Here is a 26,370-nt window from a genome sequence, read left to right as displayed (position 1 = left end):
GCAGGCCTACACACGTGTGTGTACCGCACGCACGCGCGCGCAGATTTATAAAAGCGCGGCTTAGAATTTGCCGGTGAGACCGATGACGGGGCCGTGCTGGATCACGTCGAACTCATAGCGGCGATGGCCGACGCCCTGATCATAATCGACGGACAGCGCCTTGTAGCCAAGGTAGCTATTGAAATCGATGCCGGAGTGGCTGCCAAGGTAGGCGGAGTAAGTGCCGATAAGCTGCCAAGTGAACTGACTGCCCCAGCCGAAGCCGCCGAAATCACCCCGCAGCGCCAGCTCATGGCCCGGAGTCGGCGTGTGCGTCAGGCGCGCTCCCATAAACAGATCGACCCAGCTGACGCTGCCGGAACGGGCCCAGGCGCCGGCGCCCGATACAACCAGTCCATCGATGTTTGCGTTACCGGCGAGCGAAAGATTTACGTCGAGATCCTGATGCCAGTAACGCAGGCCCATGAGCAGATCGAGCGTGGTGTCCGTCTCAGCGGAGGAGTTGCCCCACTTGTAGCGGTTGGTCTCGTACATGAAGCCTGCTTCCACGATCCAGAAGCTGTAGTCGCTGCGCACTGCGCCGCCGACTGAGCCATTGATGTGGGGCGTGACCGAGCGCGAGCGGGCGAACGAGCTGCTGTTGCCGATATCGGCATAGATGACGTCGGAGAACAGCGTGATGGCGCCGCGCTTGGCCTCCATGTAGCTCATCCAGACGCCTTCGAGATCGCTCAACACCTGACCGGGGTTCTGCTGCACGGAAAAGTCACGGCCGCGAACCGTCGCGTTGCCGTCCACCCAGGTCAGCCAGCCGTAGGGCGTGAAATTAAATTGCCAGCCCGATGGGCCGGGTTTGGCCGATGAAATGGTTGTGCTTACGCCGTCGGCATGCGCGGAGCAGGCCATCAGAATCGACAGTCCGCACGCAAAGGCAGCTGAGCGCATTTCAAGAGTCCTTCAACAGGATACCCACCGGTTTCCCCACTCTGTCTGATCTGCGATCAATTAGTTGTGGCATTGGTGACACGGGCCAACATCAGCCTGAGGTTGCGCGTGCGTGTGTCGTGCTACGCGCCTATGCGCTGCGCATTTTGGCGGCGCGGTGGCACGGGCGCAGGGGCCGGCCGTCAGCCGAAGATGTAGTCGATGATGTAGGTGCGTGCGTCGGGTGAGAGCCCGGCGGGCGGCTTGATGAACTTGGCGCGGTGAATCGCATTGACCGCCGCATCGTCCAGCGCCTTGTTGCCGCTGGAGTGGAGCACGCGCACGTAGAGCAGATCGCCCTGCTGGGTAATCTGGAAGGTGACCAGCACACGTCCCCACATGGCGAACGGACCGGGCCGCGTTTTCATCAGGGCGTCGATCACAGCCTTGTTGAAGGCGTCGGATTTGCCACCTGCTCCGGTACCACGTACCTGCATGCCGCCACCGGAATGCATCGCCTGCTGTTGCGGTTGCGGGCGGGGACGGCGTGGCTTGCGATCGTAATAGGCCGTGACCTGCTCCGACAGATCGTTCGCGGCCGCGTCCAACATTGCTTCAAGTGACGACAGCGAGGGTTCTTCACGCTGTGCTTCGCGCGGCTCTTCCTGCTTGTTTTCGGCCTCGCGTTCCTTCTCGTCTTCCCGCTCGGGCTCCTTTTCCTGCTCAGGTTCCTTCTCGGCGTTTTCCTCCGGCTGCTCCTCGGTCGGCGGCTGCTGTTCAGGCGGCGTTTCGACCGGCTGCGCCTGTTCGATGGGCGGCGTTGGCGGAGTGGGCTGTTGCTGCGGTTGCGGCGGCACCGGCAGCGGCGGCTGATTGGCGCCGTCGTTCCATTTTTCAGTTTTGGCGTTGAAATCGGGTTCCGGCACCAGCTCGACGCTGATCGATTCGGCGCCCTGACCCATCCGTTCGCGCTGACGCTGCTGTTCGGCCAGTTCCTGCTCGATGCCAGCGAGGCCGCCGAGGTTCAGAAACTGGGCCGCAAATAGAGACACATAAATGAGGGTGACGAACAGCGCGCTGAGCCACAGCGTGCGTTCGCTCCGGACCTGATCCGCGCGCAGCCGCTCGTCGGCATTGAGCGCGCCGATGAGGGTAGTATCGGCGGGTGGTTCGGTGGCTGTTGCCTTCTCGGGTTCATCCGCTGCCGCCCGATTGGCATCGGCCGCATCCGTGGGCCTGTCCATCTGACGCGGCGGCTCGGACGGCTCGGTCGGTTGGGGTGCGTCCAGCTTCGGTGAGGTGCTCTCCGCGATGATGGCGGCGGCGACCTTGGCTGTTTGCGATGTTCCACCTTCAGCAGCATCGTCGCTGGCAACTGCTGCCGATAGTTTTTCGACATGCGGTATCGCCGCCGCAGACGTTGGCTCAAGGCCTGGCGTCTGTTGCGCGGTAGCGTCAACGGCGATGTCGTCCTTCGTCACGCCCTGTCCCTTGCCGCGTCCGGTTCCGCCGCCAGCGGCTCCCGAATCGGCATATCAGCCTGCTTGCATTCTAGCGCGCCTGCGCTGTTCCGTTTGCGGCCATTTGGCAACGCAACACAGGCAGAACAAGTGGCTAGCTGTCAGCCGCCGCCTGCGGTGTGGCTATGCGGCATGTTGGTTGGATGCCGCTGTGTTGTCGGCTATCCGCATGCGCGGCCTAGCTCGGGACGGGAAATTTTGTGGCGGGATATACCACTCTCGACAGATGAGAACAAAAGCGGTACGTTTGAGTCGAAATTGAGTGCGGGGCGGTGTTGCCATATAGGTCCGCACGGGATGACAAGCCGGCCAGATCGGGGCCGTCGACGGGGGTGGGATGGACAAGAAGAAAGCGCTCGAAGCTGCGCTCTCACAAATTGAGAAGCTGCACGGCAAAGGGTCGATCATGCGCCTGGGCGCAAACGACCATTCGATTGATGTCGAAGCCATTTCAACCGGCTCGCTGGGGCTCGATATTGCGCTCGGCATCGGCGGCCTGCCCAAGGGCCGCATCGTTGAGATCTACGGGCCGGAATCGTCGGGCAAGACCACGCTGGCGCTGCACGTGATTGCTGAAAGCCAGAAGCGCGGCGGCATGTGCGCCTTTGTCGATGCTGAGCACGCACTTGATCCGGTCTATGCGCGCAAGCTGGGCGTGAAGGTCGAGGATCTGCTGATTTCTCAGCCCGATCTGGGCGAGCAGGCGCTGGAAATCGCCGATACTCTGGTGCGTTCCAGCGCGATTGACGTGCTTGTCATTGACTCCGTCGCTGCGCTGACACCCAAGGCCGAGCTGGAAGGCGAGATGGCCGACATGCAGCCGGGCATGCAGGCACGCCTGATGAGCAAGGCGCTGCGCAAGCTCACCGGCTCCATCTCCAAGACCGGCTGCATGGTGATCTTCATCAATCAGATCCGCATGAAGATAGGCGTCATGTTCGGCAATCCGGAAACGACCACCGGCGGTAATGCGCTGAAGTTCTATTCCTCGGTTCGCCTCGATATCCGCCGCATTGGCCAGATCAAGGAACGCGATGAGGTGGTGGGCAGCCAGACCCGCGTGAAGGTGGTGAAGAACAAGGTGGCGCCGCCGTTCAAGCAGGTCGAGTTCGACATCATGTACGGCCAGGGCATTTCCAAGGTCGGCGAATTGATCGACCTGGGCGTGAAGGCCGAGGTGGTTGAAAAATCCGGCGCCTGGATCTCTTTCGACGGTGAGCGGATCGGTCAGGGGCGCGAGAATGCCAAGACCTTCCTCAAAGATAACCCGAAGGTGGCCAACGCGATTGAAAAGGCGGTTCGCGCCAATGCAGGCCTGCTCGAAGAGCAACTGCTCGCCGAGGAAGAGCCTGACGCCGAAGGGGAAGAGCCCGATGAGGATGGCGTGCTTCCGGACGAGGAGGACAGTCCCGCCAAGCCCGGTCGGGGCAAGCGGTAAGTCCGTTCAGCTGCTGTCGTGAGGGCCGTTCCAGAATAGGGACTGCCGGTTGCTTGGAGCGCGGGGCGTCATGCATTGCTGACGCCCGCTTGCGGCCTCCAGTCTGATTGGAAGCGGGGCGCTGCCGGGGCAGGGGCCGCAAGCTCGGTTCGGCGCGTTACGGCATGAGTGCCGAGCGCTGCGGGAATGCACTTTCTCGGATGCCTTGCTCGTGCCACGAGGGGCAGGGCTTCACGGGCGCACCCCGGCGGCGCTGGGGAACCGGCGGCATGAGGATCGGAAAAGGGCGCCGGGATTGTGGGTGCGACATCCCGGACCGCACCTTAGCCGCTTGACATTGAGCCTTCCGATCCGCGACGGATAGGCCGGAATATCGGCGCCCTGTCGCAGACGATGGGGGCGTACGCTGCAAGCTCTATTTCGAAAGCGACCCATGGCCTCCGCCAACGACATCCGCCGCGCGTTTCTCGACTTTTTCACCCGCAACGGCCATGAGGCGGTGCCCTCGTCGCCGCTGGTGCCGCGCAACGATCCGACGTTGATGTTCACCAACGCGGGCATGGTGCAGTTCAAGAACGTGTTCACCGGGCAGGAGACGCGCCCCTATATGCGCGCGGCGTCATCGCAGAAGTGCGTGCGCGCGGGCGGCAAGCACAACGACCTCGATAATGTCGGCTATACCGCGCGCCATCACACCTTCTTCGAGATGCTCGGCAACTTCTCGTTCGGCGACTACTTCAAAGCCGATGCGATCCCGCTGGCTTGGGAGCTGCTGACGAAGGACTTCGCGCTCGATCCCAAGCGCCTGACCATCACCGTCTATCACACTGACGACGAAGCCTTCGATATCTGGAAGAAGGTGACGGGCTTTGCCGATGAGAAAATCATCCGCATCCCCACCAACGACAACTTCTGGCAGATGGGTGACACCGGCCCGTGCGGTCCGTGCTCGGAAATTTTCTACGACCACGGCGAGCACATTTTCGGCGGCCCGCCCGGCTCGCCCGATCAGGACGGCGACCGTTTCGTCGAAATCTGGAACCTCGTTTTCATGCAGTTCGAGCAACTGCCGGGTGGCGAGCGCATTCCGCTGCCGAAGCAGTCGGTCGATACCGGCATGGGTCTGGAGCGCGTTGCTGCGGTGTTGCAGGGTGTCACCGACAACTATGACATTGATCTGTTCAAGGCGCTGATCGCCGCTTCCGTACAGGCAACGGGTGTGCCCGCGACGGGTGAGCATCGCGCTTCGCACCGCGTGATCGCCGACCATCTGCGCGCTTCCAGCTTCCTCATTGCCGATGGCGTGCTGCCTTCAAATGAAGGCCGCGGCTACGTGCTCCGCCGCATCATGCGCCGCGCCATGCGCCACGCGCACCTGCTCGGCGCGCAGGAACCGCTGATGCATCGCCTGGTGCCCTCGCTCGTGCATGAGATGGGCGACACCTATCACGAGCTGCAGCGCGCTCAGCCGCTGATTGCCGAAACGCTGCTGCTGGAAGAAAAGCGCTTCAAGAGAACGCTTGAAAAGGGCCTCGGGCTGCTCGGTGACGCGACGTCCGAACTCAACGCGGGCGACGTGCTTTCCGGCGAAACCGCGTTCAAGCTCTACGACACTTTCGGCTTCCCGCTCGACCTGACCGAGGACGCTCTGCGCGCCCGCTCGATCAGCGTCGACACGAAGGGCTTTGAAACCGCGATGCAGCGCCAGAAAGCCGAAGCGCGCAAGGCGTGGAAGGGCTCGGGCGAGGCGGCAACGGAATCGATCTGGTTTGAGATCGCGGAGAAGACCGGCGCCACCGAGTTCCTCGGCTACGACACCGAGCAGGCTGCGGGCGAGATCGTCGCGTTGGTGAAGGATGGCAAGGCCGCTGCTGCGCTAAGCGCGGGCGATGACGGTGCGGTCATCGTCAACCAGACGCCGTTCTATGGCGAATCCGGCGGTCAGGTTGGCGATGTTGGCGTCATCGCCGGGCCGCAGGGCGCGTTGTTCCGCGTCACCGATACGCTGAAGAAGGCGGGCGGCGTGTTCGTCCATGTCGGCAAGATGGAGGTCGGCAGCTTCAAGAACGGCGAGACGGTCGATCTGACGGTCGATCACGACAAGCGGTCGGCCACGCGCGCCAATCACTCCGCGACGCATCTTCTGCATGAAGCGTTGCGGCAGGTGCTGGGTTCGCACGTGGCGCAGAAGGGATCGATGGTTTCGCCTGGGCGGCTGCGGTTTGACTTCTCGCACACGAAGCCGATGGCGGAAGCAGAACTCGCTGAAGTTGAAGCGCGCGCCAACGCCATTGTGCTGCAGAACTCAGCCGTTGAAACGCGTCTGATGGCGCTGGAAGATGCCATGCAGTCTGGTGCGATGGCGCTGTTCGGCGAGAAGTATGGCGATGAAGTGCGCGTGGTCGCGATGGGCGATGCAGGCCCGAACGCCAACAAGGCGTGGTCGGTGGAGCTGTGCGGCGGCACGCATGTGAAGCGCACGGGCGACATCGGCCTCGTCAAGATCGTTGCTGAAAGCGGTAGTGCAGCGGGTGTTCGCCGCATCGAGGCGCTGACGGCGGACGCGGCGCGCGGTTATCTGTCCGAGCATGAAGCGCGCGTGCGCGAAATTGCGTCGGCCCTGCACGTGCGGCCGGAAGATGTGGCCGAGCGCGTGAAGGCGCTGGTGGATGAGCGCAAGCAGCTTGAGCGTCAATTGGCGGAAGCCAAGAAGCAGCTTGCGCTGAGCGGCGGCGGTGGTGGTGGCGCGCAGGGGGCTGGCGATGCGGTGCGCGATGTCGGCAAGGTGAAGCTGCTGGCGCGCACGGTACAGGGGCTCAATCCGAAGGATCTGCGTGGCCTGATCGATGAGGGCAAAAAGCAGGTCGGTTCCGGTGTCGTCGCCATTGTCGGCGTCACGGAAGACGGCAAGGCCGGACTTGCGGTTGGCGTTACCGCTGATCTCACCGCGTCACTGAGCGCTGTCGATCTGGTCAAGGCCGGAGCAGAAGCGCTTGGCGGCAAGGGCGGCGGTGGCCGTCCGGACATGGCGCAGGCCGGTGGCCCGGATGGTGCCAAGGCCGGCGCGGCGCTGGAGGCGATCGAGGCTGTGCTCGCCTCGGCGTAAGGTTTTTGTTTTGCGCCAGCGACTCCGCTTGCGCATTTTAGTTAGCGCTGGCGACTGCGCTCCGCACACCCGCCCGCGGGGGATGTTTTTTCGCACCGGCGACACCCCTGCGCGGCACCGGCGGCGGCCGGCTCCCCGAAGGAGAGTCGCCGGTGCAAAGGAAAAGCGGTCCGAACGCCAATGGTTCGGACCGCTTTTTTATTGAGTCGATGGCGCAATGTGCCGAGCGTCGATCAATCAGGCGGTGACGCCCATCTCAACCTTCAAGATCTCGTCCACCTTGTCGAGGAAGCCGGTGGTGGACAGCCAGTTCTGGCGATCGCCGACCAGCAGCGCGAGATCCTTGGTCATGTAACCGGACTCGACGGTGCGGATGCACACCTTCTCAAGCGAGGCGGCGAACTTTGCCAGCTCCGCGTTGTCATCCAGCTTGGCGCGATGGGCGAGCGCGCGCGACCAGGCGAAGATCGACGCGATGGAGTTGGTCGAAGTTTCCTTGCCCTTCTCGTGCTCACGATAGTGCCGGGTGACGGTGCCGTGCGCGGCTTCTGCTTCGACGGTCTTGCCGTCCGGCGTCATCAGCACGCTGGTCATCAGGCCGAGCGAACCGAAGCCCTGCGCAACGATGTCGGACTGCACGTCGCCATCGTAGTTCTTACATGCCCACACGTAGCCGCCGGACCACTTGAGCGCCGAGGCCACCATGTCGTCGATGAGGCGGTGCTCGTACCACAGCTTGCGCTTGTCAAACTCGGCCTTGAACTCGGCGTCGAACACTTCCTGGAACAGATCCTTGAAGCGGCCGTCGTAGGATTTCAGGATGGTGTTCTTGGTTGAGAGATAGGCCGGATAGTTGCGGTTCAGCGCGTAGTTGAACGTGGCGCGCGCGAACTCGCGAATGGAATCGTCGAGATTGAACATCGCCATCGCGACGCCAGAGCCCGGCGACTTGTAGACTTCGCGCTCGATCGTCTCGCCGTCCTCGCCGACGAACTTGATCGTCAGCGTGCCCTTGCCGGGGAAGCGAAAGTCGGTGGCGCGATACTGATCGCCGAATGCGTGGCGGCCGATAACGATGGGCTGCGTCCAGCCGGGCACGAGGCGAGGGACGTTGCCGCAGATGATCGGTTCGCGGAAAATGACGCCGCCAAGGATGTTGCGGATGGTGCCGTTGGGGCTTTTCCACATTTCCTTCAGGTTGAACTCTTTGACGCGCGCCTCATCAGGCGTGATGGTCGCGCACTTCACGCCCACGCCGTGCTTCTTGATGGCGTTGGCGGCATCGACGGTGACCTGATCGCTGGTCGCGTCGCGATTCTGGATCGAGAGGTCGTAGTATTCGAGTGGCAGGTCGAGGTAGGGATGGATGAGCTTGTCCTTGATAAGCTTCCAGATGATGCGGGTCATCTCGTCGCCGTCGAGTTCGACGACGGTTCCAGTTACCTTGATCTTCTGCATAGGGGCCTCGAATAGAGTGCGGGGCTGGGAATTAAGCGCGGCACCATATCGTTAGTGCTGCGCCGCAACAAGAGAACAAAGGCGTCCCTTTGAGTCCCACGGTTACTATCACGAACGGCCCCCAAGGCCACCCTGTGCCAATGGTCGGCGATAGCGGGCGGCCGCTGAGCGATGTCGTGCAGGTCTGCCATGAACGCACGATCGACGTGGGGCTGGCCGAGCTGGGCATGCCGGGGCTCGACCGCGACACGCTGGAGCCGCTGCTCACCTATTGCGCCGAACTGCGCTGTGAGGCGGATGGCGCGACCTGTCCTGGCTGCCGCCGGCGCACCGAATCGGAAGGCATCGACACCCTCGACACGTTCATCGCGCGGCATGCCGAGATTGTGGTCGGCAATGGCGCGGTCCGGCTGGTGGGACAGGGCGAAGGCGTGCTGCATACGCCGAACCTGGAAACGCTGGAACGGAACTGGGCGGGCGAGGAATACTGGTTCTGGGCCCGGCGTGTGCTGCGCAAGCTGCGCCACGGCATCCGGCGCGCCAACGTGCAGGGCAGCGCTTTTGCCGGCGCGGGCGAAACGCCTTCAGTCATTCTGATGGAGCCACAACTTGCCGACAACGTCGGCATGGTGGCGCGTGCGATGGCGAACTTCGGTCTCGATGATCTGCGGCTGGTGGCGCCGCGCGACGGCTGGCCCAACGAAAAGGCGCGTGTGGCCGCATCGGGCGCCAACTACATCATCGATGATGCGGTGAGCCATGACGGGCTCGACAGCGCTATCGCCGACGTCAACTGGTTGGCCGCCACGACGGCGCGGCAGCGTGATCTGCGCAAGCCGGTGATGACGCCGCTGGAGGCCATTGAGGAGATGCGCCGCCGAATCGCGGCTGGAGAACGCTGCGGAATTCTATTTGGGCGCGAGCGTTCTGGGCTTGAGACATCGGAAGTAGCAAACGCCGACGCACTTATTATGATTCCGGTAAATTCTCGTTTCGCCTCTCTCAACCTCGCGCAGGCGGTACTGATCCTCGGCTACGAGTGGATGCGGGGTAGCGGGGCCCAGAGTTTGGGTCGTGTTACAACCTATGAGAAGCCGCTGGAGGCGGGGCTCAACCTTGGCCGCGACCGGGCGGCCACAAAGGACGAGCTGTTCGGCTTTTTTGCCCATTTAGAACGGGAATTGGAGCGGATGGGGTTCTTCAATCCGCCGCATAAACGTGCAACGGTCGAGCGTAATATCCGCACGATGTTTACCCGCATGGGGGCCACCGAGCAGGAGGTGCGCACGTTGCGTGGCATTGTTGCAACTCTGTCGAAAGGCAAGGGAGATGCCCGCAGGGGGTCAAACTGACCGCCATTATTAGGCCAAGTTTTGAGATGAGCGATGCGCCTAGAGTGGGCGGATTACTGCTGCCGACCGCATATTGGCGGCGGCCAAAAGTAAACAAGATAAGCAGGGACGGTTTTTGAGATGCGGATCATGAAATGGGCGGGGAGGGGTTTGGTATGCATGGCAGCCGTTGCTCCCGCAATGTTGTCGGCCCCCGCCAGCGCTCAGGAATTGAGCGAGAAGGCCACGCGCACGTTCATGGAGTATTCCTGGACCCTCACGCCGGAGCGCTTCACCAAGCCGAACGGTGAGACGATCCTGATCGACAAGTCCAAGCGCGATGAAGTGCAGGTTCCGCTTGATGTTGCGCGCGAAGTGATCCGCGCCGGCCGTCTGTCGGCCCATGCGCAGGCCTGCGGTCTGGCCAAGGAGCAGGGCGACAATCACAATTCGCTGATGCGCCGCCATCTGGATTCCAAGCGCTGGTCGCCGCAGCAGATCGTCTACATCAATCAGCTGCACCTCACTGTGGTTATGCTGCTGACGGGCCGCATCAAGCTGGTCGAGAAGGGCGAAGGCGAGGGCACCGACAAGGAAGTCGTGGTCGCGGAAGAAGCCCAGAAAAACACCCAGACCTGCTCCGCCGAGCAGAAGGAAAAGGTCAAGGAGATGATCGCGGCCTATGTGAAGTCTGGCCCGGCCCTGGCTTCCAGCGACAAGCCGGCCAGCGGCAGCGCTGCGGCGACGGGCTCCACCACGGTCGTTCCCAAGACCACCGCGGAATAATTAATAATACGGCGCGTCCTGGGGGCGCGCCGCTTGGCTAACGGGGGCGATATCTGACCGCCCTCGCTGATTCTCCTGCCTTTTTCTCTTTGTCTTTTCCGGTGTAGACGGTTGACGGGGCCACCGCCTGTCTGTATCAAGCCGGTTGACGCGGGCCAGACTATCGGGCCCGTGTTTTTCATTGCGCACCTGTGGCGGCCTTTCGGGGCTGCCTGTCGGCGCTCTAAGGCTTCCTGGTCGGAGGCCGTGAGTGCAGAGGAGGGGGCGCTCCAAGCCACATCAAGCAACCCGCTGGAGTGCTGTTACATGACCAAGCGCATTCGCGCCAAGTACAAGATCGATCGTCGTCTCGGCGAGAACATCTGGGGCCGTCCCAAGAGCCCGATCAATCGCCGTGAGTCGCGTCCCGGCCAGCACGGCGAACGCCGCATGCAGAAGCTGTCCGACTACGGTCAGCAGCTCAAGGCGAAGCAGAAGCTGAAGGGCTACTACGCGAACCTCAACGAGCGCCAGTTCCACAAGATCTACGTTGAAGCTTCGCGCATGAAGGGTTCGACCTCCGAGCTCATCATCGGCCTGCTGGAGCGCCGCCTGGACGCCGTCGTGTATCGCGCCAAGTTTGTGCCGACCGTGTTCGCTGCTCGTCAGTTCGTCAGCCATGGCCACGTGCTGGTCAACGGCCGCCGCGTGACGGTGTCGAGCTATCGCGTCAAGGTTGGCGACGTTGTTGAAGTGCGCGAGAAGTCGCGTCAGCTGCCAATGGTTCTGGAAGCCGTCAAGAGCGCCGAGCGCGACGTGCCGGATTATCTGGAAGTCGACCACGGCCGCATGACCGCCAAGTACGTGCGCGTGCCGACCCTGTCGGATGTGCCGTATCCGGTGCACATGGAACCGAACCTGGTCGTCGAGTTCTACTCGCGCTAGTTGACGGGATTGATCGCACGCCGATCGCCTGTAACGAATTTCAAAAGGCCCCCGGTTTCGGGGGCCTTTTTTGTTTTGTGCTTTTTTGCGCGCTGGCGACTCTCCTCCGGAGAGCCGGCCGCCAACGCGAATGGGTGCGGCGTATCTGCAGACTTCAGGTCTCTTCTTTCACCTTTTCATTCGGTGCGCCCGCGCTTTCAATCGCGGCGATATCGTTGTCGAACGTCTGCAGGAACCCGCGCCATTGAGGATGGCCAGTGCGCTCAGCGAGCGGGGCTATAATTCCGCGGCCTGTTTTGAGCAGGCGCAAGGCCGCCTCGTTATCATTCATGGCTCGATGAACTCCGCCCAATTTGCCATAGCTCACAGCCAGGTCGACCAGCCCACGGGCATTGTCGGGGTCAGCGTTGGAAAGGCGTTCTGCGATGGCGAGGCTGTCGCGGAAAGTTCTGAGGGCGTCGGTGAGGTTGCCCTGGGCGACGAGCACGTCGCCAATATGGTCGTAGGAGACGGAGAGATCGCGCTGCCATCCTGCATTGTCGGGGTCAGCGTCGGCGAGGCGTTCTGTGATGGTGAGGCTGTCACGGAAAGTTCTGAGGGCGTCGGTGAGGTTGCCCTGGGCGACGAGCACGTCGCCAATATGGTCGTAGGAGACGGAGAGATCGCGCTGCCATCCTGCATTGCCGGGGTCAGCGTCGGCGAGGCGTTCTGTGATGGTGAGGCTGTCACGGAAAGTTTTGAGGGCGTCGGTGAGGTTGCCCTGGGCGACGAGCACGTCGCCAATATGGCCGTAGGAGACGGAGAGATCGCGCTGCCATTGGGCATTGCCGGGGGCGGCGTTGGCGAGGCGTTCTGCGATGGCGAGGCTGTCGCGGTAAGCCTTGAGGGCGTCGTTGAGGTTGCCCTGGGCAACGAGCACGTCGCCGATATTGTCGTAGGACACGGAGAGATCGCGCTGCCATCCTGCATTGCCGGGGTCGGCGTTGGCGAGGCGTTCTGCAACTGTGCGGCTATCGCCGAAGGCTTTGAGGGCGTCGGTGAGGTTACCCTCGGCAACGAACACGTTGCCGAGGCCTATGCGCGCCCAGAACTCGTCGTGGGGATCGATACCTTTATTACTTAGGGAAAGCACTTTTTCGAATGCGTTGGCGGCCGCCGGCAGCGAGCCAGCTCTGAGCATTGCGTGACCATAGGCGACCTGTCCTTCGGCATTATCCGGATCGAGTTCGACGGCCTTGGCGAGCGCAACACGCGCCCGCCTGGGGTCCGACAGCCGCGCGAGGGTACCGACATACCGGAAGCGGGCCGCGGCGGTCTGGGCCGCGATGTCTCGCTTTTTCGCTTCTTCCTCGGCGTCCTGTTCCAGCAAATCAAGGGCGTCATCCGTCTCTCCGGCGGCCAGCAGTTCGGTCACCCGCTGCATGCGTGCGTCGCCCTGAGCGGCGCGGGCCTCGACGTCGGCGACCGCTTGCGTCAACGCCTGCTGTTGCATGGCGTCGGGAGGCGTGGCCCCGGCTTGGCGGATAAGGCGATCGACAATGCGTGCAGTGGCATCCTGCTGGCGCTGACTTTCCTGAAGCTGCCGTTGCACGTCTTTGAGGGTTTCATCACGCGCATCGTCGCGCTTGCGGGTAACAAAGAACCAGTGGAGAAGCTTGGCAAAGCTCGCAACGGAAATCAGCGCAGCGGCAAATTCGATCCATGCTTTGAGGTCTGGGTCCGGTCGAGCGCCGAAGGTGTCTTGAAAAAAACGCCAAAACCAGTCGGCCCAAAGGCGCAAGGTATCGAACATGGTATCTTCCCCTCAGAGGGCAACACGACCGGTGTGGGTCGTCGCTCTGATCAAAATACTATTGTTGTTATGCTCCGGTCGGCGATTTGCAACGCAGAATTGGGCATTATGGCGACGGATGTATTCCGGGTTGCGCCTGCGGACGTCGTTCAGGCGGCTAGTTATTCCGCTGGCTCGGTGCTGGGGCGATAACGGCGGCCGGGATTGGTGGGCAGCGTGACAACCTGACTGGCGGCGTTGGTGGGAGCCGTGGTTGCGGGCTGCATTGCGTGCGCTGACGCAACCTCGGGCAAAGCGTAACCGGCAGCCTGGGAGCCGTCATGTGATGTCGCGACAGAAGCATCATCCCGGGCATCGGCCGTTGCTAACGCGGCAGCTGCCTCGGTTGCGCTGCTGCGCGGTGGCACGGTGTTGGCCCAGCCGTAGGCGAGCATGGTGATGATGGCGGAAGCCGCAAAGAAGTAGACGCCCGGCATCACCACGGCTTCCGTATAGCCCGACGAATTGACGTAGAAGATCATCAGCGCCAGCACCATCACGTCGGTCATCGAATAGCGGCCCAGCCATTCCATGGTCGAGAACGAGCGCCGGCGGAACTCCGGCGATAGGTCCGGCGATGTCACCAGCGTCAGCAGGTAGAACAGCTTCAGGAACGGGAAGAAGATCGACACCGCGAACACGACGGCGCACAGGAAGTATTCGCTGTTTTCATAGAGCGCCCAGATGATGGTCGCGATCGAGTGCTCGTTGGTCCACACATAGACGGTGGTGAAGCGGATCACCGGCAGGATGATGCCGAGGGCGAAGAATACCGTCGCCAGGATGATGAGGAAGCTGAGCAGGAAGTTGCGCATGGCCGAAAGCTGGCGCGGCATTTCCAGCGGCGGCGGTTGTCCGGCGGCATAGCTGACATCGGTCTTCAGCCACGCATATGACAGGATCATCAGCGCCACGCCGGCGGTGAAGAAATAGACCGCGGGCAGGCTGGCGGCGTCGTAGATGCCCTGACTTTTCAGGAAGAAGATCGTAAGCGCCAGCACCAGTACATCGTGCATCGACCATTTGCCGACCCACTCAATGGCTTTCAGACGGCGTGAGTGGCGTCGCAACTCTGCGGCGGGCAGGGTGGAGATCAGCAGCAGGTAGAGCAGCTTCACCACCGGGAACAGGATCGAGAACACGAACACGACCGTGGCGAGGAATGTCTGCCCCTGCTGCACGAGTACGCCGACGGTGGAGAGCAGCGAATATTCGCTGGTCCAGAAGATGAACTTGGTGAGCCGCAGAATTGGCAGCGTCATGCCGAGGGCGAGGCACACGGCGGCGCTGATGATGGCCAAGCTCAACAGGAAGCGCCGGCCACCGATGCGCATTGTGTCGTCCCTCGTCAGTTTTCCGTGCCGCTGCACACGCAGAACTTCGCCGCGCCAGTTGCAGACCGGCGTGCTCACCTAAAGCGTTAGCCTACTCAAAGGCTCACAGGCGGCAAAAGTGGGGCCGCGCCAGGTTCAACAGCGCGAAACGGATTGGTGGGTGCAGACGGGGTGGTTCGGATCGGCCACAACCCAAGACGCGCTTAGGTGCTGAGAAACGCACCACGCGCATTTCTTTGCGGGCCGCTGGTGGTGGGGCCGATTTGGCGTCGGCCCCATTTCGTTCACAGCGAATACCAATACCGGAGAGTACTATTTCCAAAGCAGGGTATTGTTCTGAATGATGAGCGTCTTGGCCTTGCAGTAATCGACGGGCGCATCAAAGAACGTGCCATCGGTGAGGTGAATTTGGGTGCGGACCTCGCACTGACCTTCATCCGTCTCGAAGTCGAGCTTGATCTTGTCGCCGGGCTCAAGGCGGTTCGACAGCCAGTTCTCGCTCCACTCACCGTCTTCCTGGGTGCGGAACTCGTTCACAGTGCCGTTAGAGTCGTTTTCGACGTCAAAGTACCAGTGCTTGTCGTCATCCGCCGCGAACGCGGGGATTGCGCTGGTCATTCCTGCTGCGATTAGTGTGCCGGCAATTGCTGCCATAAGCATGGCGGTCGTACGCGTCATATGCGTCTCCTGGCGCCGATTTCTACGCAAAACGGCCCATGGATATGATTGGCCAATGCGTTGTCAACGACAGTTTCGCTGTAGTCTGACGGATGATGTGTGCAGTGAGACTGCGCAGTCACGCGGCGGGATTTGTTCCCGTTTGTGTGCGGAGTTGTTTGGATTTATGCGCGGGAATTGCGGATTCGCGAGGTGATTGTTCAGTGATGGAACGATACGCGGGCGCATTCAGACGGCTGAAATAACAAAGGGCGCCACGCGGGCGCCCTTTGTCCGATCTGGTGTCTTCCGCGCTTGGAGGCCGGCTGCGCGGAGCGCAGTCGCCAAGCGCAACGAGAATTAAGCCGTCAGCTTGCTCGCGTCGTAGCTGACGCCCCTGTCGTCGAACAACGCAGTCAGCTCACCTGCCTGCAGCATCTCGCGGACGATGTCGCAACCGCCGATAAACTCGCCCTTCACGTAGAGCTGGGGAATCGTCGGCCAGTTCGAGAACGTCTTGATGCCCTCACGGATCGACATGTCCTGCATCACGTTCACGTCCTTGAAGTCGACGTTCAGCGCGCGCAGGATGTGGTCTACCTGAGCCGAAAAACCGCACTGGGGCATGTTCTTGTTGCCCTTCATGAACAGCACGACGTCGTTCGCGGCGATCGTCTTGCGGATCCAGTCTTCAACGTCCTGCTGGGGGGTGCTCATCGTGACAATTCCATATGATCGAGTTCGCTGCGGCCATTGACCAAGGTCAGCACGCCGCTTCTAGACCGCAATGTGTGGATTGGCGCGGGGAAGTCAATGTTGTTTCAGCCCGGCGACTTCCCTCCGGGAAGCCGGCTGCCGGGCTGAAAACGAAAGCTCACTCTGAGCCCGTAGTGAGGGCCAGGGCGTGAAGCTCGCCGCCCATGCGGCCACCCAGTGCCTCATAGACCAATTGGTGCTGCTGCACGCGGGACTTGCCCTTGAATTCGGCTGTTACAACATGGGCAGCGTAATGGTCGCCGTCGCCCGCGAGGTCGCGGATCTCGACCTGTGCGTCGGGGAAGCGGGCCTTGATGAGGCGCTCAATCTCTCCGGCGTCCATGGCCATGGTGATGGTTCTCCTAAAAAGTTCGGTGCGATGTTGCCCAGCTGAGAATTAGCCTATTTGGCCGCCGCACCCAAGCGGTGGTGAGAATTGGGAGGGTTAGGGGCCTTTCGCGGGCAGGTTTGATGGAGCCCGCAGCCTTCCTGACCCAGTTAATGCTGCACTGCCGTCCGATCCAGCTGCGATAGCAGCTGGGAGAAAGGGCTCCAGAGTGTCGCAGCGAACGAGGCCGTAAGGTGATCCTGATAAATGATCTGGCCGCCCGTTTCCGCCGAACACTCGGTGGCAGAACATGGCTGATCGGAAAAATCCAGCACCCGCACGCGCCACCGAGTGGTTTTAGGCCCGTGGCTAAACTGCGGCAATGGCGGCCTCGCGCGAGGCTGTGGGTGCATAGGCGTACGCGCCCAGCAGTATGGCGAGCCCCCAGCCGCCCGAGAGCAACATCGTGAACAGGTCACCTGAACTCAGCAGGAAGATGTAGGTGGCATTGATCGGCAGCAGGAGCTCCGGCGTGCGCGCGAACATCATCATCAACACCCACGCGATTAACGCGTGTAATACGGCGCTGCCGATCAGACCCGGCCAACCGAAATTGGCATAGGCGGTCATCATTGAGGCTGCATTTACAGTCCCCTGAAGACCTTTAGATACCTCGGCCCGATAAAAATCGTCGTAGATGATCCGTGCGTAATTCTGGAATTCGCAATCGACCAACGGAGCGAGAAAGCGATAACCGCAGCCGTAGCCGAAACTGCGCTTCTCCGGGAATACGCTGAACCATTCGGATGCGACCTCACCGGGAACGATCGCGACGCGAAAAAGCAAGCTGTTGCTAAGCCTGCTCGCGTTGTTAAGCGACCCGGTTACGATCGAGCCGGTATCCGCATAATCGACAGATTGGGCTGTTCGTATTTCCGGGTTACCCAGAAACCCTAAAGCGAGAACCGTTGCCAAAGCAGCTGTCACTCCGGCGCCCGCAACGAGATAATTCCGCTTGAAGATCAGCAACAGAATGGTTGGCAGCAGCAGCAGAATGGGACCACTCTTTTGTAAAAGGCATACCGAGTACAGCAGGCCGAATGCGAGCACGCAAATGGCCAAAGCATACTTGCCGCGCCACAAAGCCAGCACCGCCGCGATAGGAAACAGGCATCGCGAAGTGATCTGGTTTGCATACATCATCCATGTTGGGAGTGATGCAGTCGTGTTCTGGCGGACCAGAGCAAAGGTGACGATGTCGTCAGCCTTTCCCGCGCTGAGCAAGGTGAAGCCGTCGAACCAGACATAGTGGATCAGAGAAACGGCAATCGCCGTAAATCCGACCAGCCAGACAAGCGCATCGGCCAGATTGCTGGTTAACAACGGGCGCGCGCGTGAGAGCTTTACCGGGAAGGCATTCAGAATTGCATACGTACCGGCGAGCACTATTCCAAATATCAGCATGCCGAGCACAGCAACAGAATGTTCGGTCGTTGCTGCGCCAAGTGTCAGCCAAGCCGTCACTACAAGCATCAAAACAAGTGGAGAGTGCGTAAGAAGCGTTTTCATTGAAACGTGCACTTGCCGCCCCTTTAATTATCCGTTGGCGGAATAAATTCAATTCGGTGAGCTTGCAAACGCGGCTATTTATAGTCGAATGGGCACTGCTGACGACGGAATGTGCGCGCACACACAGTCATTTCCTGGGGATAGTCCCTCAGGATCTAAAAGGTGTGGATTGGACCAGACTGCACGCAAAGTTATCCAATATTTCCCACAGGCACTCTCAAGTACGGGACGTACATGTCCGGTCGATGTCAGTGCGGCACGGACGATGTACGCTGCTGGGAAATATCCTGATAAAACTTGATAAGCTGATTCGATTCAGCTTCCCAACTGAACTCGGCGATGACCGCCTTGCGGCCATTCTCGCCCATTCGGCGGGCCAGGTCCCGATCTGACATCAAGCGATCGATTGCGCGCGCAATGGACGAGGGATCGGTTGGATCGACACAGATCCCGCAATCGTTGCCTTCGATAATCTGGCGCCATAGCGGGAAGTTCGAGGCAATGACGGGCAGCGATGCTGACATGTACTCGAACATTTTGATCGGGAGCAGATCAACAAAAGCTGTTGTCGGATGCAGGGTGACCAGTCCCGCCACCGATCGTTCAAGAACATCCTTAACGCCGTCGCGCGAGAGAAATCCTAGATCGTCCACGTGCGACCAGCCCGGCGAAGCTTCCAGTTCAGCGCGCAAACCGCGCTCATTTATGGATCCGGCAAGAGCGAGGCGGACGCCGGTTGAGGAGAGCGGCAGCGCCGCTACGATTTCCTGAATTCCTCGATTGGACGCAATGCCGCCAACGTAGCAAACCGTGTTGGAGGCTGCGCGCCGTTGCACATCCGGATTGAGCTCATCCAGGATCGGGTAGTTGCGAACGGCGATTGCCTTGATGCCGGCGCGGAGAAACTTTTCCTCAATCGTCAGGGTGGCGGCTACGACACCCTCAATCTTGCTGCAAACGCGATTTTGCATACGGGATGCAACGGCTGCCAGTGGGCGGCGCAGAGACGCGTGAATGTAGGTTTTGCCAAGGATGTCCTCGGGCAAATCCTCGTGCGCGTCGTAGATGACGGCCTTGCCCAGTCGGCGCAGACGGATGGCGCCGATCAGAAGCTCCGGATCATGCAGATGGCATACGTCGGCGCCGATCTGGATTGCTGTGCTGACAACACGATGTGCGCTGACGGTGCAGCGGTGAATACGACCGCCAGGCGCACCGACATCGATGATGCGAACGCCATCAAGGCTTTCATTGCCTTTACCGTCGGCAACAATCAGCGAAACTTCATGACCGGCTGCGGCGAGTGTCCGACACTGCTTCAAAAAAATTCGCGTGTCGTATCGGCCGTGTACGGAGGTCAGGTGAGCGATTTTCAAAGGCCAGTCTGCCCTCGGGAGATAGTTGGTTTTGGTTTCGCCGCAGCCGTCATGACGACCGCCAGCGTGCAGAGGTCAGGTGATAACAGAAATCGCGCGTTGACACCGCGTGGTGTCCCACGGAACTATAGCGGCAGCCAGTGCAACATGTATCTTAATCACAGCTTTAGTGGGTGATACGGGAGCATGTCTCCCGTTCGAGGCATGCGTTGATGGATCGCTGCCGATCGGCCGCACTTGCTCCGCACAATGCTGGGATGACGGCAAGGACTCAGGCGTGGTTCCCAATATAATTGAGATATTGCGATCGGCAGCCATGCTGGTCGGTGGTGCCGCCTTTGCGCAATTGCTGAATTTAGCCGGAACACTGGCGGTTGCGCGGATTTATGGCCTGCATGAATATGGCATCTACGCGATATTTATTGCCTTTCAAACCTTGGCTGTTTCGGTGGCGACGCTGCGGTTTGAACTCGCTCTGGTTGTGGAGCAATCGGAAGCAGCGGTCTACGACCTGTTTGGTTTGTCGACCTATATTCTGACTGCGGCCAGCCTCATTTTGGCGGCTTGGGTCTATCTTCCCGTTCCGTCTGTCATCTCACCCAGCAGCTTTACCGGCGACGGGCTTTTACTTCTGCCATTTTCAGTGTTTTTCGCAGGGCAGTATGTTCTGCTGGGGCAGTGGTGCGTTCGCGCAGGGATGTTCAACCAGTTCGCCATCGCAGCTACATCGCTTGCCGCTGTCACGGTTGCGGTGCAGGTTCTGGGGGGCATCTTCGCACCCACCGCGCCCACGTTGATGTTCGGTTATGCTGCGGGGCAGATTGCAGGCATTGCGGTACTTTGGCTTGGTCTGCGCAAAGACGTTAGCCTTCAGTCGGTGCTTGCGTCATTGACGCGGTTTGGCAGCTTCTGGCCGCTTGTGCGGCGCCATTACAGATTTGCGGTGTACCAGATGCCCAATTCGCTCGCGGGTGCTGCCTATGTTGGCGCCCCGGCGATTATTCTGGGCTCGGCGATTTCGCCTCAGGCGGCAGGGGCATTTTCGTTCGCGTTCCGAATGATTTTTCAGCCATTAGCTCTGCTGCCAACCGCTTTCGGTCAGGTGGTCTTTTCCAAGATGGCGCGAAGCCTGGACCGGCTGCGTGAGTGGGAGTTGCCGCTGGCCAAAGTCTATCTCGGATTTGGTCTGCTGTTCGCGCTGCCCTGCAGCATCGTCATGTGCTTTGGCGAAGATCTGGCGATCTTTTTTCTGGGCGCGCAGTGGCAGTTGGCGGGAAAAATGGCGGAAGTCATGGTTCTGCCGTGTGTCATGATGGCTTTGGTCGCGGGCTACGATCGCATCTACGACAACATCGGCGCGCAGCGGCCGGCATTTATTCTCAGTTTCTGCTCCGCGGCGATGATGATTGCCGGCGTCTTGTTCACGGTTAGCTACCTACGGGATGTCGAGCTTTTTTACTGGTTTTTCTCGCTGTTCCATTTGGCGTATTCGTATGTGTGGATGTCCGTTGCCGTGGTGCTGTGCGGCTTCTCGGTGTTGCGCGCATCCGGGCGTTGGCTGGCCGTGGTGCTTTTGATTTTGCTCGTCGCATCGGCCATTACAGCTGTTATGGCGCTTGGAGGCGGCGCACCGCTTGCCATCGCGTCAGGTGTTTTGGTGTATGCGGCCAGCGTTCTGATGGTGCAGGGTCTTTTAATGACCCGACTGCAGGGACTCGGCTAAAAGCTACGGACTTGCAAACCTTGGAACAGCTCCTTTGAAATCCGTCTGGTTCCTCAATCACTACGCGCAGGAGCCGGGCGGTCCCGGCGGCACGCGCCACTTTTCGCTAGCGCGCGGAATGCGCAACTACGGGTGGAAGGCGAGCATCATCGCGGCCAGCACGGAGCATGGCACCAATCGCGACCGGTTGGCGCCGGATGAGACGGTGCGGCTCGATCACTTCGACGACGTTCCATTCCTGTGGCTGAAGACCAGTTCGTATGCGGGCAATGGTGCGGACCGGATCCGCAACATGGTCGGCTATACACGCGCAGCGCTCGCCCGGGATAACACCAAGGATCTCACCCCGCCGGACGTTATCGTCGGCTCCAGCGTGCATCCGCTGGCGGCCTGGGCCGGCTTGCGGCTGGCGCAGCGTTACCGCGTGCCGTTTGTGTTTGAGGTGCGGGATCTGTGGCCACAGACACTGGTGGACATGGGGCGGCTGCCGCAGCGCCATCCGGTCACCTACGCGCTCCGACGACTGGAGCGATACCTCTACCAGCGTGCCGAGAAAATTGTGGTTCTGCTGCCGCACGCGCACAAATACATCGAGCCGTTGGGGATTGATGGGCGCAAGGTCGAGTGGGTGCCGAACGGCATTGAGCTTGAGATCTTTCCGCGGCCCGAACCCAAGCCGGTGGCCGATACGTTCACCCTGATGTACTTCGGTGCGCACGGCACGGCGAACGGCCTCGACAATGTGTTGCGGGCGATGGGTGAAGTTCGAACGCTGGCCACGTCGCGGCCGGTCAAACTTCGCATTATTGGCGATGGCCCGCTGAAGCCGTCACTGATGGCGATGGCCAAAGACATGGGCCTCGACAACGTGGCGTTTGAAGATCCGGTGCCGAAGCGGCAGATCGCGCAGCTTGCGGCGGATGCGGACGCGTTTGTGTTCAACCTGATCGATGCGCCGGTCTTCAAGTATGGCATCAGTTCCAACAAGCTGTTCGACTTCATGGCCTGCGGGCGACCGGTTATCTTCGCCTGTGAATCAAGCAACAACCCCGTAGACGCCGCCGGGGGCGGGGTGACCGTACCAGCGGGGCAGCCGTGCCTGTTGGCAGAAGCGATTGCGCGGCTGGAGGCGATGCCGCCGGACGCTGTCCAGGCGATGGGCGTAGCCAATCGCAATCACATCGAAGCCAATTATGAATTCGATTTGCTCGGTCGCAAGTTTGCGGGTGTGCTGGACGCCGCTTGCGAACATCGGCAACAGCGCTGACGCCTCTGCCCATTGCGCCTGAATAACTGGGCTCGGCTGGGTCCATGCGAACGGGGATCGTAAGGCCCGGAATTCTCAGCGGGCGTTATTCTGTTGTGGCGAAAGCAAATGCTGGCCCCGCTGGCGCAGGTATTCCAGGCAGTCGCGAAAACCGTCGAGGTTGGAAAGCGCGCAGTTGTCCGGAACGTCTCGCATTACGAGGGGTATGCCGCTTTCGCTGATCGCGACTGCGATCATCAGGTTTTCCGCCAGTCCAAAATCTTCGATGTCGGCGGCGGCGCTTTCGCTGTCCCATCCGTGCTGGCCGCCGGAATGAACGGCGCGCACGCGCGCGGCGAAATCGGCGGGGTTGTTGGAATAGCCGAGCACCGGGCGCCCGAGTGCGCGCATGAACCCGATTTCGAACGCGGTGCCGCTGTCCATCGATACGCTGCGGAATGGGGTGCAATTGGCGATTGTTAGGTCGCAGGTGCGCATCAACGCCTCGTTGCCGAGGCTGATGCGCCGCGCCAGCTCAGCCGGGCTTAGAGCGGCAGCGCCATCGATGCAGTTGTCGAGTGGATAGACACCTTCGAAGCCAAACTCCGCGCACATGCGTTTTTTTATCTCGCCCTGCTCCAAAGCGTTCGGAAAGAAGACTTCAGGGCCGGCGAGGTAAATGCGCAGCGGAGTTTTTGCTTCAGTGGGCATGGGAATCTCAAGGCTATGAGGGGACTGGCTTTAAAACGGATTGCGGGACTACGCGGCAGTGGTGCGTCCAGTGCCAAATCATGCGGCGTACTGCCGGCGGCGCCGAACACGCCGCGCAAAGATAGCATCGCTGCGCAGCGATTGGGCGGTGGGAATGGGATCAACACCACGCGGTGCTATCTCAAACGTGCAGCTGCCGGTTGAATGTTTCCTATTTGAATTGCGCGCACGAAAAAGCCGCCGAAGCCTTGCTGGCTCCGACGGCTCCTGTTCGTCATGTGGGGCATACGGCGGATTGCATTTGACGCCGCACGATCAGCTTGATCGGATTAGTACATATCCGAGATGGTGCGACCAACTTCAGCCAGCGTCTTGTTGCGCTCCTCAAGCGAAGCGTCGGAATCGGTGAGGAAAACTGCGGCGATGATTGGATCGCGGTTCGGCGGATAGATGATCGCCAGCTCGTTGGTTGAGCCGTGCGCGCAGGTGCCGGTCTTGCCAGCTGCGGTCCAGCCCTCACGCAGGCCAGCCTGAATGCGCTCCTTGCCGGTGGTGCTTGCCTTGAGCCATTCCGTCAACTGATCGCGCGATGCGTTCGACAGCACGTTGCCGAGCAGAATGCGGTGGACGGTCGATGAGATGACGCGGGGCAGCGTGCCATCGCGCGGATCGCCCTTCGGCACGTCGTTCAGCTCGGGCTCCTTGCGGTCGAGGCGCGTTGCGGCATCGCCCAACGAACGCAGATATGCCGTCAGCCCCTGCGGACCGCCGACGTTGTCAAGCACGAGGTTAGCGGCCGTGTTGTCGCTATGGGTCACCGCAGCCTGTGCAAGCTCGCGCAACGTCATGCCGTCACCGCCGACGCGATCCTTGGTGATGGGCGAATGGTCTACGATGTCGGCAGCGGTGAACTTGATTTTGCGGTCGATGTTGTCTTCGTCATGGTCGCCGCGGTCGAGCACATAGGCGCCGGCCAGCAGCTTGAAGGTGCTGCACAGGGGGAAGCGCTCGTTCCAGCGGTGGCCGTAGCGCTCGCCGTTCTGCGTATCGATGATGGTGACGCCGAGACGGCCCTTGGCATTCTTTTCGATTTCAGCGAGGCGGGCTTCGACGTCGATCTTGGGTGGTTCTGCCGCGTTCGCCACTGCGCCAGTTAGCGCCAGGACAGCAACGGCGCACGAAAGAACAGCGCGTTTGGTGATCGGTGCAGACATTTTTTGTTTCGCTCCCAGAAGTAGTTATGGCCGGAGTGTAACCTCCGGCCATATCTTTGGCGCAGTAAATCCGGCGTGATCTGGCTTTTTAGTTATCCAGGAACGAACGCAGCTTGCGCGACCGGGAGGGGTGCTTCAGCTTGCGCAGCGCCTTGGCCTCGATCTGACGGATGCGCTCGCGGGTTACCGAGAACTGCTGGCCGACTTCTTCCAGCGTGTGGTCGGTGTTCATGCCGATGCCAAATCGCATACGCAACACGCGCTCCTCGCGCGGGGTGAGCGAGGCCAGAACCCGCGTTGTCGTCTCGCGCAGGTTCGACTGGATCGCGGCGTCGATGGGCAGAACCGCGTTGCGATCTTCGATGAAGTCGCCCAGATGGCTGTCCTCTTCATCGCCGATCGGCGTTTCGAGCGAGATCGGCTCCTTGGCGATCTTCAGCACCTTGCGCACCTTCTCAAGCGGCATGGCGAGCTTTTCGGCCAGCTCTTCCGGCGTCGGTTCGCGGCCGATTTCGTGCAGCATCTGGCGCGAGGTGCGGACGATCTTGTTGATCGTCTCGATCATGTGCACCGGAATACGAATGGTGCGAGCCTGATCGGCGATCGAGCGGGTGATGGCCTGACGGATCCACCAGGTGGCGTAGGTCGAGAACTTGTAGCCGCGGCGGTATTCGAACTTATCGACGGCCTTCATCAGGCCGATGTTGCCTTCCTGGATGAGATCGAGGAACTGCAGGCCACGGTTGGTGTACTTCTTAGCGATCGAGATGACGAGACGCAGGTTGGCCTCGACCATTTCCTTCTTGGCCTGGCGGGCTTCGCGCTCGCCCTTCTGCACGGCCTTGACGATGCGGCGGAACTCGGGGATTTCGAGACCGGTTTCAGATGCCAGGGTATGGATCTCGCCGCGCAGCCGCTCGATGCGATCTTTCTCGTTGCGGATGAACGTCTGCCACTTGCGGCCCAATGAGCTGACCCGGTCGAGCCAGGTCTGATCGAGCTCGTTGCCGAAGTATTCGTCGATGAAAGCCTGGCGCGGCACGCCACAGCTTTCAGCCAGACGCATGAGCTGGCCTTCCTGGCCAATCAGCTTCTTGTTGATCGCGTAGAGCTGCTCAACGAGGCTTTCAATTCGATTGTTGTTGAGCGACAGGCTCTTCACGTCCGCAATGATTTCATCGCGGTGCTTGTCGTAGGCCTTTTGATCCTTCTTGGAGCCGGCTTCACCCGCAAGCTGCTGTTCCAGCTTTTTATCGTGCTGCTTGCGCAGCTTCTTGTAGGCAGAGGCAACGCGGTCAAAGGTTTCCAGAACCTTCGGCTTCAGCTCGGCTTCCATGGCTGCGAGCGACAGCGAGTTCTCGTAGTCGTCCTCGTCATCCATCTCGCCTTCAGGTGCGCCCTCGGCTTCACCTTCGCCGTCCTCGCCTTCGCCTTCAGCAGCGGGCGGGACCTTGGCTTCCGGTCCTTCGTAGGTGGCTTCGAGATCGATGATGTCGCGGAGCAGAATTTTGCCTTCGTTCAGCTCGTCGCGCCAGATGATGATGGCCTGGAAGGTGAGGGGGCTTTCGCACAGGCCCGCGATCATGGCTTCGCGGCCAGCCTCAATGCGCTTGGCGATCGCGATTTCGCCTTCACGCGACAGCAATTCGACCGATCCCATCTCGCGCAGGTACATGCGGACGGGATCGTCGGTGCGCTCGGTCGGCTCGGCGCGGCCGGTCGTGGTGGTAACGGCCGACTGGGTCGTGATTGCGCGGCTGCCGCCGCCGTCTTCGTTGTCGCCGTCGTCGTCAGCGCCTTCCTGAGCCTCGTCAGCTTCGTCGGAATCGACAACGTTGATGCCCATGTCGGAAAGCATGGCCATCGTGTCTTCGATCTGCTCGGAAGAGACCTCTTCTGAAGGCAGGACCGAGTTCAGCTCATCGTAGGTGACGTAGCCACGTGCCTTGGCAGTCTTCAGCAGCTTCTTGACAGCCTGATCGGATAGATCGAGCAACGGGCTGTCGCGCTCGGTTGATTCCGCCGCCTGCTTGTCCTGCTCTGAGCTCTTCTTGTTCGCGGTTGCCGTCTTGGTCCGCGATCCGCCGGCCGGTGCTTTCATCTTCAGGGCTTGTTTCAAGGGCTCTTATCCCGATCTA

At 60.8% G+C, this 26,370-nt stretch carries 20 protein-coding genes; 7 read left to right on the top strand and 13 right to left on the bottom strand.

Annotated features, from left to right (window positions below; all coding sequences use genetic code 11):
* Positions 1-60: 60 nt before the first annotated feature.
* Together QEZ49_RS05800 and QEZ49_RS05795 are read right to left on the bottom strand one after the other, a co-directional pair.
* On the bottom strand, positions 61-945 hold the full coding sequence (locus QEZ49_RS05800) for a hypothetical protein (RefSeq protein ID WP_280384990.1): 885 nt from the start codon (positions 943-945) through the stop codon (positions 61-63).
* Positions 946-1,127: 182 nt separating this feature from the next.
* Positions 1,128-2,405: a TonB family protein gene (locus QEZ49_RS05795; protein WP_280384988.1), complete on the bottom strand. Its 1,278-nt coding sequence runs from the start codon at positions 2,403-2,405 to the stop codon at positions 1,128-1,130.
* A 376-nt stretch (positions 2,406-2,781) separates the two neighbouring features.
* On the opposite strand from QEZ49_RS05795, the gene recA reads away from it, so the two are divergent.
* Complete coding sequence (gene recA / locus QEZ49_RS05790; protein ID WP_280384986.1) at positions 2,782-3,882, top strand: recombinase RecA; 1,101 nt, start codon at positions 2,782-2,784, stop codon at positions 3,880-3,882.
* 433 nt (positions 3,883-4,315) lie between these two features.
* Positions 4,316-6,988, top strand: a complete 2,673-nt coding sequence (gene alaS / locus QEZ49_RS05785; protein WP_280384984.1) for an alanine--tRNA ligase — start codon at positions 4,316-4,318, stop codon at positions 6,986-6,988.
* 237 nt (positions 6,989-7,225) lie between these two features.
* Here alaS and QEZ49_RS05780 read toward each other — a convergent pair whose 3' ends face one another.
* Positions 7,226-8,446: an NADP-dependent isocitrate dehydrogenase gene (locus QEZ49_RS05780; protein ID WP_280384982.1), complete on the bottom strand. Its 1,221-nt coding sequence runs from the start codon at positions 8,444-8,446 to the stop codon at positions 7,226-7,228.
* A 140-nt stretch (positions 8,447-8,586) separates the two neighbouring features.
* Here QEZ49_RS05780 and QEZ49_RS05775 point away from each other — a divergent pair, with 140 nt between their 5' ends.
* From QEZ49_RS05775 to rpsD, 3 genes are all read left to right on the top strand, one after another.
* On the top strand, positions 8,587-9,798 hold the full coding sequence (locus QEZ49_RS05775) for an RNA methyltransferase (RefSeq protein ID WP_280384981.1): 1,212 nt from the start codon (positions 8,587-8,589) through the stop codon (positions 9,796-9,798).
* Positions 9,799-9,957: 159 nt separating this feature from the next.
* Positions 9,958-10,563 carry a hypothetical protein gene (locus QEZ49_RS05770; protein ID WP_280384979.1) on the top strand — a complete coding sequence of 202 codons (606 nt, stop codon included), beginning with the start codon at positions 9,958-9,960 and terminating at the stop codon, positions 10,561-10,563.
* 306 nt (positions 10,564-10,869) lie between these two features.
* A complete protein-coding gene (gene rpsD, locus QEZ49_RS05765; protein ID WP_280384977.1) occupies positions 10,870-11,487 on the top strand; it encodes a 30S ribosomal protein S4 in 618 nt (205 codons plus the stop codon).
* A gap of 154 nt (positions 11,488-11,641) precedes the next feature.
* On the opposite strand, the gene QEZ49_RS05760 is transcribed toward rpsD, so the two are convergent.
* From QEZ49_RS05760 to QEZ49_RS05730, 7 genes are all read right to left on the bottom strand, one after another.
* The gene (locus QEZ49_RS05760; protein ID WP_280384975.1) at positions 11,642-13,279 is read right to left on the bottom strand and encodes a tetratricopeptide repeat protein; all 1,638 of its coding nucleotides are present in this window, start codon (positions 13,277-13,279) and stop codon (positions 11,642-11,644) included.
* Between the two features lie 161 nt (positions 13,280-13,440).
* A complete protein-coding gene (locus QEZ49_RS05755) occupies positions 13,441-14,730 on the bottom strand; it encodes a paraquat-inducible protein A (RefSeq protein ID WP_280384973.1) in 1,290 nt (429 codons plus the stop codon).
* A 234-nt stretch (positions 14,731-14,964) separates the two neighbouring features.
* The gene (locus QEZ49_RS05750; protein WP_280384971.1) at positions 14,965-15,330 is read right to left on the bottom strand and encodes a hypothetical protein; all 366 of its coding nucleotides are present in this window, start codon (positions 15,328-15,330) and stop codon (positions 14,965-14,967) included.
* Positions 15,331-15,669: 339 nt separating this feature from the next.
* Entirely contained in the window at positions 15,670-16,026 is a 357-nt protein-coding gene (gene grxD / locus QEZ49_RS05745) for a Grx4 family monothiol glutaredoxin (RefSeq protein ID WP_280384970.1), read from the bottom strand.
* Positions 16,027-16,183: 157 nt separating this feature from the next.
* Entirely contained in the window at positions 16,184-16,414 is a 231-nt protein-coding gene (locus QEZ49_RS05740) for a BolA family transcriptional regulator (RefSeq protein ID WP_280384969.1), read from the bottom strand.
* Positions 16,415-16,762: 348 nt separating this feature from the next.
* Positions 16,763-17,962, bottom strand: a complete 1,200-nt coding sequence (locus QEZ49_RS05735) for a hypothetical protein (RefSeq protein ID WP_280384968.1) — start codon at positions 17,960-17,962, stop codon at positions 16,763-16,765.
* Positions 17,963-18,210: 248 nt separating this feature from the next.
* A complete protein-coding gene (locus tag QEZ49_RS05730; protein WP_280384967.1) occupies positions 18,211-19,284 on the bottom strand; it encodes a glycosyltransferase family 4 protein in 1,074 nt (357 codons plus the stop codon).
* 370 nt (positions 19,285-19,654) lie between these two features.
* On the opposite strand from QEZ49_RS05730, the gene QEZ49_RS05725 reads away from it, so the two are divergent.
* Positions 19,655-21,061 (top strand): oligosaccharide flippase family protein, encoded by a 1,407-nt coding sequence (locus tag QEZ49_RS05725; RefSeq protein WP_280385106.1) that lies wholly within the window; start codon positions 19,655-19,657, stop codon positions 21,059-21,061.
* A gap of 34 nt (positions 21,062-21,095) precedes the next feature.
* The gene (locus QEZ49_RS05720) at positions 21,096-22,328 is read left to right on the top strand and encodes a glycosyltransferase family 4 protein (protein WP_280384966.1); all 1,233 of its coding nucleotides are present in this window, start codon (positions 21,096-21,098) and stop codon (positions 22,326-22,328) included.
* A 75-nt stretch (positions 22,329-22,403) separates the two neighbouring features.
* Here QEZ49_RS05720 and QEZ49_RS05715 read toward each other — a convergent pair whose 3' ends face one another.
* From QEZ49_RS05715 to rpoD, 3 genes are all read right to left on the bottom strand, one after another.
* A complete protein-coding gene (locus QEZ49_RS05715) occupies positions 22,404-23,018 on the bottom strand; it encodes a nucleoside 2-deoxyribosyltransferase (RefSeq protein ID WP_280384965.1) in 615 nt (204 codons plus the stop codon).
* A gap of 329 nt (positions 23,019-23,347) precedes the next feature.
* Entirely contained in the window at positions 23,348-24,232 is an 885-nt protein-coding gene (gene bla, locus QEZ49_RS05710) for a class A beta-lactamase (protein ID WP_280384964.1), read from the bottom strand.
* Between the two features lie 88 nt (positions 24,233-24,320).
* Positions 24,321-26,333 (bottom strand): RNA polymerase sigma factor RpoD, encoded by a 2,013-nt coding sequence (gene rpoD / locus QEZ49_RS05705; RefSeq protein ID WP_280385104.1) that lies wholly within the window; start codon positions 26,331-26,333, stop codon positions 24,321-24,323.
* Positions 26,334-26,370 lie beyond the last annotated feature (37 nt).

Source organism: Hyphomicrobium sp. D-2 (genome assembly GCF_029872155.1).
GTDB lineage: Bacteria > Pseudomonadota > Alphaproteobacteria > Rhizobiales > Hyphomicrobiaceae > Hyphomicrobium_A.
The sequence above is the reverse complement of the archived record's forward strand: the minus strand, read 5'-3'. Positions and strand labels throughout refer to the sequence as shown.

Coding starts and splice junctions, on each gene's coding strand:
- QEZ49_RS05750 (WP_280384971.1), bottom strand. CDS start 15,330: ATGACGCGTACGACCGCCATGCTTATGGCAGCAATTGCCGGCACACTA.
- recA (WP_280384986.1), top strand. CDS start 2,782: ATGGACAAGAAGAAAGCGCTCGAAGCTGCGCTCTCACAAATTGAGAAG.
- alaS (WP_280384984.1), top strand. CDS start 4,316: ATGGCCTCCGCCAACGACATCCGCCGCGCGTTTCTCGACTTTTTCACC.
- QEZ49_RS05770 (WP_280384979.1), top strand. CDS start 9,958: ATGGCAGCCGTTGCTCCCGCAATGTTGTCGGCCCCCGCCAGCGCTCAG.
- bla (WP_280384964.1), bottom strand. CDS start 24,232: ATGTCTGCACCGATCACCAAACGCGCTGTTCTTTCGTGCGCCGTTGCT.
- rpoD (WP_280385104.1), bottom strand. CDS start 26,333: ATGAAAGCACCGGCCGGCGGATCGCGGACCAAGACGGCAACCGCGAAC.
- QEZ49_RS05775 (WP_280384981.1), top strand. CDS start 8,587: ATGGTCGGCGATAGCGGGCGGCCGCTGAGCGATGTCGTGCAGGTCTGC.
- QEZ49_RS05715 (WP_280384965.1), bottom strand. CDS start 23,018: ATGCCCACTGAAGCAAAAACTCCGCTGCGCATTTACCTCGCCGGCCCT.
- rpsD (WP_280384977.1), top strand. CDS start 10,870: ATGACCAAGCGCATTCGCGCCAAGTACAAGATCGATCGTCGTCTCGGC.
- QEZ49_RS05800 (WP_280384990.1), bottom strand. CDS start 945: ATGCGCTCAGCTGCCTTTGCGTGCGGACTGTCGATTCTGATGGCCTGC.
- QEZ49_RS05740 (WP_280384969.1), bottom strand. CDS start 16,414: ATGGCCATGGACGCCGGAGAGATTGAGCGCCTCATCAAGGCCCGCTTC.
- grxD (WP_280384970.1), bottom strand. CDS start 16,026: ATGAGCACCCCCCAGCAGGACGTTGAAGACTGGATCCGCAAGACGATC.
- QEZ49_RS05780 (WP_280384982.1), bottom strand. CDS start 8,446: ATGCAGAAGATCAAGGTAACTGGAACCGTCGTCGAACTCGACGGCGAC.
- QEZ49_RS05760 (WP_280384975.1), bottom strand. CDS start 13,279: ATGTTCGATACCTTGCGCCTTTGGGCCGACTGGTTTTGGCGTTTTTTT.
- QEZ49_RS05735 (WP_280384968.1), bottom strand. CDS start 17,962: ATGAAAACGCTTCTTACGCACTCTCCACTTGTTTTGATGCTTGTAGTG.
- QEZ49_RS05725 (WP_280385106.1), top strand. CDS start 19,655: ATGCTGGTCGGTGGTGCCGCCTTTGCGCAATTGCTGAATTTAGCCGGA.